The 12,437-nt window shown below is 65.3% G+C and carries 11 protein-coding genes; 1 reads left to right on the plus strand and 10 read right to left on the minus strand.

Features of this window, described 5'->3' with window-relative positions; genetic code table 11:
• Positions 1-10 precede the first annotated feature (10 nt).
• From QT196_RS07185 to QT196_RS07220, 8 genes are all read right to left on the minus strand, one after another.
• Complete coding sequence (locus QT196_RS07185) at positions 11-2,302, minus strand: prolyl oligopeptidase family serine peptidase (RefSeq protein ID WP_290354600.1); 2,292 nt, start codon at positions 2,300-2,302, stop codon at positions 11-13.
• A 24-nt stretch (positions 2,303-2,326) separates the two neighbouring features.
• Positions 2,327-3,520 (minus strand): cytochrome P450, encoded by a 1,194-nt coding sequence (locus tag QT196_RS07190; protein ID WP_290354601.1) that lies wholly within the window; start codon positions 3,518-3,520, stop codon positions 2,327-2,329.
• A 440-nt stretch (positions 3,521-3,960) separates the two neighbouring features.
• A complete protein-coding gene (locus tag QT196_RS07195) occupies positions 3,961-4,164 on the minus strand; it encodes a ferredoxin (RefSeq protein ID WP_290354603.1) in 204 nt (67 codons plus the stop codon).
• A 3-nt stretch (positions 4,165-4,167) separates the two neighbouring features.
• Positions 4,168-5,370, minus strand: coding sequence for a cytochrome P450 (locus QT196_RS07200; protein WP_290354604.1), 1,203 nt, complete (start codon positions 5,368-5,370; stop codon positions 4,168-4,170).
• Positions 5,371-5,723: 353 nt separating this feature from the next.
• Positions 5,724-6,515, minus strand: a complete 792-nt coding sequence (locus QT196_RS07205) for an ABC transporter permease (protein ID WP_290354605.1) — start codon at positions 6,513-6,515, stop codon at positions 5,724-5,726.
• Positions 6,515-7,471, minus strand: coding sequence for an ATP-binding cassette domain-containing protein (locus QT196_RS07210; protein ID WP_290356620.1), 957 nt, complete (start codon positions 7,469-7,471; stop codon positions 6,515-6,517). The genes QT196_RS07205 and QT196_RS07210 overlap by 1 nt, the downstream gene beginning before the upstream one ends.
• 176 nt (positions 7,472-7,647) lie before the next feature.
• The gene (locus tag QT196_RS07215) at positions 7,648-8,523 is read right to left on the minus strand and encodes a DUF4097 family beta strand repeat-containing protein (RefSeq protein WP_290354607.1); all 876 of its coding nucleotides are present in this window, start codon (positions 8,521-8,523) and stop codon (positions 7,648-7,650) included.
• 49 nt (positions 8,524-8,572) lie between these two features.
• Positions 8,573-9,097: a hypothetical protein gene (locus QT196_RS07220; RefSeq protein ID WP_290354608.1), complete on the minus strand. Its 525-nt coding sequence runs from the start codon at positions 9,095-9,097 to the stop codon at positions 8,573-8,575.
• A gap of 502 nt (positions 9,098-9,599) precedes the next feature.
• Between QT196_RS07220 and QT196_RS07225 the strand changes: the two genes are divergently transcribed.
• Complete coding sequence (locus tag QT196_RS07225) at positions 9,600-10,736, plus strand: acyltransferase (protein ID WP_290354609.1); 1,137 nt, start codon at positions 9,600-9,602, stop codon at positions 10,734-10,736.
• Positions 10,737-10,819: 83 nt separating this feature from the next.
• On the opposite strand, the gene QT196_RS07230 is transcribed toward QT196_RS07225, so the two are convergent.
• Positions 10,820-11,047 (minus strand): MbtH family protein, encoded by a 228-nt coding sequence (locus QT196_RS07230; RefSeq protein ID WP_290354610.1) that lies wholly within the window; start codon positions 11,045-11,047, stop codon positions 10,820-10,822.
• A gap of 52 nt (positions 11,048-11,099) precedes the next feature.
• The gene (locus tag QT196_RS07235; protein WP_290354611.1) at positions 11,100-12,437 is read right to left on the minus strand and encodes a SidA/IucD/PvdA family monooxygenase; all 1,338 of its coding nucleotides are present in this window, start codon (positions 12,435-12,437) and stop codon (positions 11,100-11,102) included.

Here is a 12,437-nt window from a genome sequence, read left to right on the forward strand (position 1 = left end):
TCCCTCCCTGTCATCCGAAGATCTCGTCGACGGCGTCCATGTCCAGCGGAACGGGCGCGAGCCGGTAGTCGGCGGGCGGCTCCACGCCCATGAGGTGGCGGACCAGGAAGTCCCACCTGCGCCGGTTGACGTAGTGGTCGTAACCAACGTAGACATGATCCGCGCCAGGGAGGACGAGCAGTTCGAAATCCTTGTCCGCCGCGATCAGGCGTTCAGCCAGACGCAACGTCTGATCCGGCGAGACGCTGTCGTCGAGGCCGCCGTGCACCAAAAGCAGCTTGCCGGTGAGCCGGCCCGCGATATCCACGTTGGACGCTGCGGCGTAGGCCGCAGAGTCCCACGGGCCGTTGTACGCCTCAGCCATACCGAGCTCGGCGTAGCGGATGTCATGCATACCGCCCTCGGCGACACCGGCCTTGAACACGTCGGGGAAGTCCAGCATCGCCCGCACAGTGGCGAACCCGCCGGCGGAGGTCCCGAATGCCCCGATCCGGTCGAGATCCATCCACGGGCGGGTTCTGCCCAGTTCGCGCAGTGCCGCTACGTGGTCGGCAAGGCCGACGGCGTCGGCGATCCGGCCGTAGGAGGCGTCGTGAAATGCCTTGCTGCGCCCGGGAGATCCCCGCCCGTCGACGGCGATCACGACGAATCCCAGGGCGGCGAGGACCTCGGCGTCGTAGCCGTAGAAGCCCGGGTCGAACGAGGGACTGACGCGGCTGGCGTTCGGGAAGCAGTAGGGGTGGTCCAGCACGGGGTACCGTTTGGCCGGATCGAATCCGTGGGGCCGGTAGAGCATGCCGTAGATGTCGGTCTCACCGTCGGCCGCGGTGACGCGGAACCGCTCCGGCGCGCTCCAGCCAGTCGCCAACAGCCCTGATATGTCGGCCCGTTCCAGCTCGACCAGCACGCGGCCGTCCCATCCGCGCACCGTGATCACCGGCTCAGTGGCATTGGTGGACGCCGAGTCGATGAAGTACGCCAGATCCGGCGGCACCGTCACAACGTGATCGAGATCGTCGTGGGTCACCTTGGCGAACCCGGAGCCGTCCAGCCCCACTCGGCACACCGTCCGGCGATAGGGGTCCGCCTCGACCAGACCCGACGCCAGGAAGTACACCACGCGCCGCTCTTCATCGACGTGCAGGATCTGTCGCACCGCCCAGGGCCCCGACGTCACCTGCGCGCGCAGCTCACCGTCCTGTGCCCCGTACAGGTAGAGGTGGCCCCAACCATCGCGCTGGGAATACCACAGCACCTCCTCCCCCGCCGACAGCACCTCGACCATGGGCGCCTGCGCGAAGAACTGCGCCGGCTCCACCCGCGTCGTGCCCAACTCCGAGAATACGGTGCGCACCTCGCCGGAATCCGGGTCGAGCCGCTGCAGGCTGAGGACCTTCGTGTCCCGTGTCGAGCTGAGGTAGTACACCGCCGAGCTGTCCTTGGCCCACCATGCCCACTGCCGGGTGATCGGCGACATCATCGGCATCGCAACGGGCTCGGCCAGCGCGGGCACGGCCTTTTGGGCCGCGATGTCCAGCACTACGAACTCGGCCAGCGGCAGCCGCTCATCGCCGGGGAAGGCGAAGCGCTGGGTCAGCAGTTGCGGCGCGCCGTCGTCCGGGGGCAGGGCCTGTACGAGATGGGTCCGGCGGACGCCACGCTGGTCGCTCCGGTGGGTGAGCACGCGTGTTGAATCCGGTGACCATACGACGGCGGGTGGCAGATGCGGAATCCCGATCTTCGGCAGCAGCGTGGAGTACATGAAGTAGTCCGGGTTGGCGCCGTAGTCACGGTCGTGCGTGCCGTCGTCGGTGAGGGGCCAGGCCTTGGAGTCGGCCAGCGACCGCGCTCGGATGTCGTACCCGTCACGGAATACTGCGTGGCGGCCATCCGGTGCGACGACTTCGAGCACGTTACGGGTCGGCAGGCTCTCGGTCCTGGCACAGGTGTAGTCGCCCAGTGCGCAGGTCCACCGCTCGCCGAACGCGTGGAATGCCATGCCGTCGGCGGTCGGCTCAAACGCGGCAAACGGCAGCATAGCCGGATCGACTTCCTGGCCGGAGGCCGCGGCCAGAGCGGCTGCGAGCCGCTCGTGATCGAACGCAAGTACACGTGTGCCTTTGGCCGGGTCGACGAGGATGAACCGCCGTCCTTCGCCGGAGTCGACCGTGTACCAAAAACGCGCCCCGCCGTCGATCCACCTCGGCCGGATCTTCCCGCCGTGAACGAGCTTGCCCCGGTTGTGCCGCAGTAACTGCTCCGCCGTCCGGTAGGCGTGGGTGTCGAGTCTGGTCGGGTACATCATGCTCTCCTCGAGGCGATCCGGTCAGCCGACGATGACCGGAAGCCTGGTCACGCCGTTGAGGTTGGGGCTGGTCATGAACGTGGGCGTATCGTGCGGGTCAGAGCGCAGCTCGGGGAAGCGGTCGAAGAGAGCGTTCATCGCGATCCTGCTCTCCCGCCTGGCCATTGCCGCTCCGATGCAGAAGTGGACGCCACGGCCGAAGGCGAGATGCGGATTAGGCTCGCGAGCCGGGTCGAAGGTGTGGGGGTCGGTGAAGACCCGCTCGTCGCGGTTGGCCGTAGGGATCCACACGCCAACCATCTGGTCGGGCCCGATAGTGGCACCACACAGTTCGACCTCGGAGTTGGTCACCCGCACCATCGACGCGATCGGCGCGAAGTAGCGCAGCGACTCCTCAAGCAGGGTAGGGACCAGGGCACGGTCCGCACGCACCGCCCGGTCGGCTTCCGGGTAGGCGTCCAAACACAGCACGGTGCTGCCGATCAGCAACGTGGTGGTGACGTGGCCGGCGACGAGCATGGCGTTCGCGAAGTTGGCGATCTCGTTCTCGGTCAGCCGCTCCCCGTCGACCTCGGCCTCCACGAGCCTGGTGATCAGATCGTCCCGTGGACTGATGCGACGCTCTTTCGCGAGTCCCCTCAGGTAGTCGGTGAGGTGGCGCGCCTGGTCCATGACATCGACGATCTCGCTGTCGAGGTCGTCCCGTTCGAGCAGCGAGAACTCCGTGGTGCCACTCAGCATCTTGTCGACCCACCCATTGATCAGGGCGTGGTCACTGACCGGCACACCGAGCAACTCGGTGATCACGGTGATCGGCAGGGGGTAGGCGAATTCGGCAACCAGATCGAAACTCTTCTGGCCATCGACCTTGGCCAGCAGGTCCTCCACGATGGCGTGGATGCGCGGCTCAAGCTCGCTGATCGCCCCCGGCGTGAAGGCGTGGGAGACAAGCTTGCGCAGCGCGGTATGCCGCGGCGGATCGAGCTGGGTGATCGTACCCTCGTCGAACTCACTCCGCTCCGGGATGAGACGACCCGTCTCGGAGGAGAAGAGCTGCGGATTGTTCAGCACATGCAGGGCCTCGGAATATCCATGGACGCTCCACAAGCCGGTTTTTTCGTCGTACGCGACTCGCTCAGGCGCAGGTTTTTTGTCGCCGTACATCCAGAAGAACCGCTGTTCGTCCAAATTCCATCGTTCAGCAAGTGCGGACATGATCTCCCCTGTCATCGCCAATTCCGCTGCGCACGCAGTTGAATCCTTCGATCACTTCTTTTTGCGACGCTGGTACCCAGAATTCCTCTGAGAGAGTCTCTCAACGCGGCGCTGTCCGTGTCGATATTCCTGCGAAATGGAAGTAGTGAAACGGAAACAGCGAAACGGAAACCGAGACCGCTGCCAGCCCGCCGGTGGTATGGACACACCCAGGGCCAGCGGAATCAGCGCGGTGGGCCGATTTACGACCGTGGCCGTCGAGCTCGTGACTGCCCTCGCGCCAGCCTCAGCTTCCGCCGTCCAGGCAGCGGCGCGCAAGGCGTTCGCAGCTCGGGCCGCATGTCCTGTCGGCGGGACAGCCTCATGGACACCGGAAAGCCGCGGGAGTCATGGCCACTTGGCACGGCGCCGGCGGGGTGAGCCACACGAGGACCGTCACGTCAGCCGGGTCCGGCGCCCTCGGTGATCGCCTCACACGGGCACACCTCGATGGCTCGCCGTGCCGCCTCATGGAGAGCAGGCGGCGGAGTGGGATCCAGCAGCAGCACCCGTCCGTCCTCAAGGTCCTGATCGAACACCTCGGGCGCCATCAATGCGCACATACCCGATCTGCAGCAGCGCGCCTGGTCCACTCTGAGGCGCACCGGTTACGCCTTGTCCCAGGCGACCGGAAGCCGCTGCACACCATAAATACTGCCGATATACAGCGGCACCTCCTCAGGCCGGACAGCCAGGCGCAGTGTCGGAAACCGGGTCAGCAAGGCGGGATAGGCGACGCGCATCTCGACCCGGGCCAGTTGCTGGCCGAGGCATTGGTGGATGCCATGGCCGAAGGCCAAGTGACCGATGGCACGGCGCCTCAGGTCGAGAGTATCGGGGTCGGCGAACCGCTCCGGGTCACGGTTGGCGGCGTGGAGCGAAACGGTGACCGTGTCGCCCGCCCTGATCAGATGCCCGCCCAGCTCTACGTCTTCAAGCGCCGCCTTCGCCCCGGTGTGAATGACGCTGAGATAGCGCAGCAGTTCCTCGACAGCGTTGTCGGCGATGCCCGGGTGGGCGCGCAGAGCGGAGAACTGGTCGGGATGGCTCAGCATGGCGAAGACGCCGAGCGCGATCATGTTCGCAGTGGAATCGAGGCCCGACCCCAGCAGGACGGTTCCTATACCTGCGAGTTCATCGTCGGTGAGATCAGTCGTGGTCAGATCACTGAGCAGGTCATCGGTCGGCTTCGCGCGCTTCGATGCGATCAGGTCGCGCATGTAGTCATCAAGTGCGGTGACCGCGGCCATCACCTCACTCTCGGTGGCATCCAGCGAGTTCATCAACTTCGCCTCCCGCTGGAACAAATCGTGGTCCACACTGGGCACACCGAGCAGCTCGCAGATAGTCAGCGCGGGGATGGGGTACGCAAAAGCGTTCACGAGATCTACCGGAGACCCCTGCTTTTCCATGGCATCCAGGTGCTCAGCGGTGATCTGCTTGATGCGGGCAGTGAGACGGTCCATGCGGCGAACGGTGAACTGACCGGTCAGCAACCGCCGATAGCGGGTGTGCTCGGGCGGGTCCATCGCGGTGAAGTGTCCCACCGGGGCGGGGGTCATGACGATGTCTGCCCCGCCAGGGAACGGGAAATGGATGAGCTCACGCCGCGTGCTGAACCGCGGGTCGGCCAATACCTCTCGGGCAAGCGCATGGCCAGTCACCAGCCAACCCACATGCCCATCGGAATAGGCCATCCGACTGATCGGGTGTTGCTCGCGCAGCGGAGCGAGCTCCTCCGGTGGATCGAATGGGCAGCCAGGGCGGCGCGTGAAAGGTAACGGCGCCGGCTCGGGGAGAGTTCCACTCACATTGATTCCTTATTGCCGAGAAAATCGGGTCGACATGGCGTTACTGATGCATTTGCCGTGAGCCGACTCGCTGACTAAGCCGACGCTATCGACAAATGGCTCGCAATGTAAACCGCCCCGTACTCTCAAGACATATTCCCGATGCCGTGATGGCCGAATGGGGTGATCTCGGGGGCGTGATGTGCAGGCCATCAGAGTTCGGACCGAGCCAGCTACCGGTGTCTGGATTGCAGCCAATCCGTTGTCCTGTCACCAGGACAACGGATTGGCTGCTCGGCCGGGAGTGACACGCTCGAGTATCGCTCCGATAGACGCCCGCTCCTCGAGCGGACGGCTCACCGGAAACCGGTCGGTCAGGTTGTCCGGGGTTCGCGCTTGAACAGCTTCGCCGACCACAGGTAGCCGACCAACGCGATACCAACGCACCAGGCGACCGCGATGATCCAGTCGTTACCGATCGGCCGGTCCAGGAACAGACCGCGGAGCGTCTCGGCGATCGGCGTGAACGGCTGGTACTCGGAGAACCAGCGCAGCCCCGAGGCCATCGATTCGGCCGGGACGAACGCACTGGACAGGAACGGCAGGAGCTGAAGGAGCATCGGGGTGTTGCTCGCGCTTTCAACGGTCTTGGCGGCCAGACCGAAGGCGACCGCGATCCAGGTGAGCGCGAAGCTGAGCAGCGCCACCAGACCGAGTGCGGCGAGCCACCCGCCGGTGCCCGCTGAGGGCCGGAATCCGGCGGCCAGCGCGACCGCAAGCATGACGACGACGCTGGCCAGCGCCTGAACCACGCTGCCGACGACACGCCCGACGAGGACGGACGTGCGGGCGATCGCCATGGTGCGGAACCGGTTGATGACCCCCTTGGTCATGTCCATGGCCACCGCAACGGACGTCGACATGGCCGCCATGACCAGTGCCAGCAGGATAATCCCCGGGGAGAGGTAGTCCACATAGTCGGTGCCCGCATCCTTGCCGACCAGCCCCTTGCCCATCACGCCACCGAAGGCAAAGACGAAAAGCAGGAACATCAGCGCGGGGATCACCACGGTGGCGAGCAGCATCGAGGGATAGCGGGTGATGTGCCGCAAGTTACGGCGCACCATCGTCCACGAGTCACTCATGGCATAGGACATCGAAGCCATCAGACCGTCTCCTTCTCTGCGTTCTCCGCTGCGGGGCGGCCGGTGAGGGTGAGGAAGACGTCGTCGAGGTCTGGGGTGTGGACGGAGAGGTTCTTGGCCGTGACCGAGGCCGCGTCGAGCTGGTCGAGCAGGCTGCGCATCGAACCCAGGTCTCCGGCGCTGGGCACCCGGAGCGTGAGCGCCTGGTCGTCGCGGGCGGACTCGCCCAGGACACGGACGGCCGCGTCGAGTTCGGAGAGGTCGCCGAACGTGAGCAGGATGTGGCCGCCGGGAACGAGGCTCTTGAGCTCGTCGGGTGTGCCCTGGGCGACCAGCTTGCCGTGGTCGAGCACCGCGATCCGGTCGGCGAGTTCGTCGGCCTCTTCGAGGTACTGCGTGGTCAGGAAGATGGTGACGCCCTCGTTGTCGACCAGGCCGCGGATGATCTCCCACATGATGTGCCGGCTGCGGGGGTCCAGGCCGGTGGTCGGCTCGTCGAGGAAGATGATGCGCGGGTTGCCGACCAGGGTCATCGCCAGGTCGAGCTTGCGGCGCATACCGCCGGAGTAGGTGCTGGCGACTTTCTTGCCGGCGTCTTCGAGGTCGAACTGCTTGAGGAGTTCAGCGGCGCGGCGTTGGCTCGCCTGGCGGTCGAGATGGTGGAGGTCGCCCATCAGGAGAAGGTTTTCCTCGCCGGTGAGCATTTCGTCCACTGCGGCGAACTGTCCGGTCACGCCGATGGACCGGCGCACCGCGTTGGGGGCTTTGGCCAGGTCGTGGCCAGCGACGTACACAGTCCCGGCATCGGGCTGGATGAGCGTGGAAAGAATCTGCACCATAGTGGTCTTGCCCGCGCCGTTCGGGCCGAGCAGCGACCAGATCTGCCCGGAAGGCACATCGAGGTCGATGCCGTTGAGAACGAGCTTGTCGCCGTACGACTTTCGTAAGCCGAGCGCGGTAATCGCTGATGGAGGGATGGTTGCCAACTCCCTCTCCTTTCGTATTACTGAGGCTGGTGAAATATGCAGTTGAAGCGGAAGCGTCGTGCTCGTCGGCCGGTGCCGGCACGGCGGCGCGGTCGCAGGTGGCGCGGGGCTCGCCGGCAAATGGCGCCATATGGCGCCATCACAGGGGGTGGCAACGATGTGGCGCCTTACTCGTGTGACGACCGGCTGTGCTGTGGCGCGCGGCTGATGATGATGTCGCCGGAACGGGTGCGACCATGCACTTTGACCTTCTCGTCAAACTTGCCGGGATCGTCTTGCGAGGCAAGGGAGTTGCGTACGGTTCCGGTTTTGCTGCGCACATCGATCCAGCCGACGGAGCCCTCACGGATACCGACTTCAAGCTGTCCGGTCGCGGTCAGCAGCTCGGCCTGCCCTCGCGTCACCTCTCCGAGCCGGATGCTGCCGTTGGAGGTGTGAGCCGTGATGTTCGCGCCGGCGCGATCGACGGTGATGTTGCCGTCCGCCGTGCTGACATCCAGGTCCTGGGTGGCTTCACCGACCCAGATGTCGCCATTGGCGCTGTCGATCGCGGCGGTTCCGTCGATCTCGCGGATCCGCACATTGCCCGACGCCACGTTGACAGCAGCGTGCCCGGTCACGTGCTCAACCGTGAGCAGCCCATCCGCGGTCTCCGCGTGCAGCGTGCCGGTCCGGTCGAGCTGGACGTGGCCCGTCGCGGTTTGAACGTGACATTCGCCGAGCAGGCCCTCGGCGCGGATCTCTGCGTCCGCCGTTGTAGCCTGCAGGCTGGAGCCGGTCGGCAGCTCGATCGTCACATCGACCGAGCCCTCCGTCCCGATGATGCTCTTCAGCCCGCTCGACTCCGGAGCCTTCACTACCAGCCTTCCGTCGGAATAGTCGACGTGGAATTGCTCAGCCGCCCTGGCGTGGGACGTCCTGGCCTTGTTGCCGGGATTGATCTGGACGGTGGTGTTCGCGCGGTCACTGGCGACGATCCTCGCCTGACCGCTGGTGACATCGAGGACGACCGTGATGGGGTCGGGTGTCGCGAAGGTAGGCACTGCGGTCCCTTTCTGTCGGATGTTGGCTTTGCTGGGTGGTCGACCTGGTTCAGCCGACCCAACCGGTGAAGCGCCTGCCACGTCCGGAATCACGACGCACGCGCCGTTGGCTCTGGGTGTCGACCGCGGCAGCTGTGGCCACATTGACCAGCCAGGCGTTGACAGACAGTCCCGCATCGGCGGCAGAAGCTTCGATGCGCTGCTTCAGCGGCTCCGGCGGCCGGAAGTTGATCCGGGAGACGGGGCCTTCCAGCCCACTGGGGACCGGTGGCTGCTTCTCGGCCACCGTGCCGTCCGGGGGCGCGGTGACGTCGACGCCTTCGAGCTCCTCATCGGTCTCGGGGGCCGTGACCACGAAATACGGATTGCGCCCACGCAGCCGGACCTCCACTGAACCGGGATCCAGGTCCCGGGTGATCTCGTCCGCCGCGGCCGACAACACTTCGAGCATGGTGAGCCGGGTTGCCGCCGCAACCGAGGCGGCCAGTCGTTCGGCCAGGGCCGTGGCTGCGTCCGAATCTGCGGCGGCCATGAGTTCGTTGCGGAGGTTGTCGATATATGGCGTGAGGTCCATGGCGCCAATCATGGGGATCCGATGGCGCCACGTCAAGACTGATGGCGCCACCCTTTTGGCGCCATGGCGCCACTTGGCTGCGCCTACCCGCCGAGGGCGGCCAGCGGGACGCGGACCCAGGGAACGGCCGGCTTGACGCGCTTGTCCTGGCGACAGGACGGTTTCCGAATCAGTTGCACGGAAGGGAAAATCTAAGGACAAGGCGGTCCGTATCGGAACCGTGGCGTGACTGCCATCACTTGCCGGAAAAGCCAAGGAAATCGCCACCACCGGAAAGGTGCAGGTTGACCATGCTCGACGCCATTCCCAATTGATGGAGTCGAATGGCAGGATTGCGCAGTGATGCGTGTTGCAAGTGACGCGAAGAACGTCTTTATGCCCGCGCAATGCATCACAGTCAGTCCCGTGGGGCCAATCCTGGCCCCATCAGCGGGGCCGGGGCCCTCAGAACCGGAGGTCTACACTAATGCCGAGCTCACCAAGAAATTCCAACGCCGCCAGATTGCCTTCCCTGACCGGATTACGATTCATCGCGGCGCTGCTAGTATTCGCCTTCCACGCCACGTGGCAGGGCAAGTACATCAGTGGCTCCGCCGGGGAGGTGCTGGGGAAAATCTTCGCCAATTCTGGTTCCTTCGGTGTCACCTTTTTCTTCGTACTCAGTGGCTTCGTGTTGACCTGGTCGGCACGACCGAACGACACCGCGCCACGCCTCTGGCGACGCCGGCTCGTAAAAATCTTCCCCAACCATGTCGCAACGTTTGCGCTGGCAGCGGTGCTGATGCTCATCGCGGCGCAGCCGTTCGCCTTTCTGGACACCTTCGCGAGCCTTTTCCTCATCCAGGCGTGGATTCCCGACATGACGGTTCCGACCGCCATGAACCCCATCAGCTGGTCGCTATCTTGCGAACTATTCTTCTACTTGTGCTTCCCGGCACTGCTATGGGTACTGAACCGAGTGTCGGTGCGGATGCTCTGGGCACTGGCCGGATCGCTGGCCGCGTTTACCGTGCTGGCGCCGGTGATCGCGCAGTACATGATCGGCGGCGCTCCCCTGCCGCCAATCGCGGGCAGCTCGCTCACCTTCGAACAGATCTGGTTCGTGTACTTCTTCCCGCCTGTCAGGGCAATTGAGTTCGTCCTGGGCATGGTGACCGCGCGGCTGATGCGCGAGGGCGCCTGGCCACGGCTGGCCATGCTGCCCGCATTACTGATTGCCGCCGGGGGCTACGCGGTCAACTCCAATCTCCCCTACCTGTACAGCGTTGGCGGCATGGCAGCGCTTTGGCTCACCCCCCTGGTGGCAGCCGCCGCTGACGCCGACCGACACGGAATGACCTCGCGCTTCCGAGGAAAGACACTGGTACGGCTCGGCGAACTGTCCTTCGCCTTTTACATGGTGCACGGGTTGATCATGACGTACGCGCATACGTGGTTCGTCGCAAGCGGCGATCCGTCACCGTCCGCTCGTGCCGGGATCCTGCTCGTCGCGTTTGTGGTCTCCCTGCTTCTCGCTCACGTGCTTTTCACCTTGATTGAGTCACCAACCGTCCGCAGATTCGCCACGGCTCGGCTGCAGCGCCCGAGCCTCACACCCGTGGCTCCCGTTCCACAGGCCGGCCTGGAGGCCAAGGAATAGCCGAGTCCGAGGTCCCCAAGGAATCCCACTCGAAAGGCTCCGGGAGGGTGCGCCGCGGCGCACCCTCCCGGAGTTCCGTCACGCTAGGACGCGGCCGTGTCAGCGGCCATCGCCTCGCGCAGGCTTCTCGGCCGCATGTCCGTCCAGTTCTCCTCAATGTGATCAAGGCACCGCTGACGGCTCTCGGGCCCCAGGACCACCCGCCACCCTGAGGGCACCTCGGCGAAGGTCGGCCACAGCGAGTGCTGGTCCTCGTCGTTGACCAGGACGAAGAACTCGCCGTCCTCGTTGTCGAAGGGGTTGGTGCTCATAACTGTTCTCTCCCTTTGGTTCGATTTCGTTCGCTGAAAACGTGATGCCGGGTTACGAGCAGCCGCTCGGCGCGGCAGGCCCGTTGGTTGCGGAGACGGTGTCGTGCAGCATTCGCCCAACGATGGAATCGGCGATCTCGCCGCCGCGAACGGCCACGTTGGACAGCAGCGAGGACGAGAGCCCATGGGTGTGCTCGGTGCCTCCCTGCAGATAGATGCCGCAGTGCACCGGGGCGGACGTCACCAGCCGGTAGTCGCGCTCGACAACGTACCTGCCGTCCTCGTCGCGGGCACAGTAGTCGTCGAGATCGCCGAGCAGGTCGCCCGGCGCCATCGTGTCGTACCCGGTGGCACAGACCACCAGGTCCACCGTGAACTCGGCGGCCTGGTCGCTCACCAGCGAATGGACGCTGACCTGGGTCCCGCCGGCGACCTCCTTGACCCCGGTCACCCTGGAAAGGTTGATGAACTCCAGCCTGCGGTCGCCGCTGACTTCGTCGTCGTACGCACGCTTGTAGAGGTCATTGATCACCTCGTCGTCCACCACGGAGTAGTTGGTGTTGCGGTGATAGCGCCAGATCGCGTCCTTGGCCCGCTGCGATCCGCCGTGGAAGTCGTCGACGGCGGACGCGTCGAAGACCTCGTTGGCGAACGGGGTGTTCTCGGCGATCGAGTAGCCGTACGAGGGCAAGATCGCGTACACGGTTGCGCCGGGCAGTGTGTCGTAGAGGAAGCGGACGACCTCAGCGGCGCTCTGGCCCGCGCCGACGACGGCGACCCGCTTCAGCGCCGCACGGTCGCAGGCGCCGAACCGGCCGAGGAACTCCGCGCTGTGCCATACCCGTTGGTCGCGTTCGATGCCGACGGGCATCCGCGGGACCAGGCCCGTTGAGATGACCACGTTGCGGGCGGCGACGGTCGATACTGCGCCGCCCCTGCCCCCCTCGCGCACATCGACGTACACGTGGTCGACTGGGTCGGCCGGGTCGGCACGCGGTGGCAGCCGGACCCCGACCGCCTCCGCACCATAGGTGACTCGGTCCGTGAACGCCGACTCCGCCCACTCCAGGTAGTCGTGAAACTCCTGTCGTGTGGGGAAGAAATCCTGCCTGTTCACGAACCGTGCCAGTCTCTCCTTGGCGTGCAGGTAGGACACGAAGCTGAACCGCGAGGTGGGATTGCGGAACGTCGCGAGGTCCTTCATGAAGGAGACCTGCATCTTGGCGGAGGGGAGGAGCATGTTGCGGTGCCAGCCGAGCGTGGTCTGGCGCTCGAAGAAGGCGGCATTCACCGGGTGTTGGTGCTCTTCCAGCGCAATGGCCAGGGCCAGGTTGGCCGGGCCGAACCCCAGCCCCACCACGTCATAGCTGCTGGACTCGGAAGTTTGCAC

This window comes from Streptomyces sp. P9-2B-2 (assembly GCF_030406865.1).
In the GTDB taxonomy this organism is placed as follows: domain Bacteria; phylum Actinomycetota; class Actinomycetes; order Streptomycetales; family Streptomycetaceae; genus Streptomyces; species Streptomyces platensis.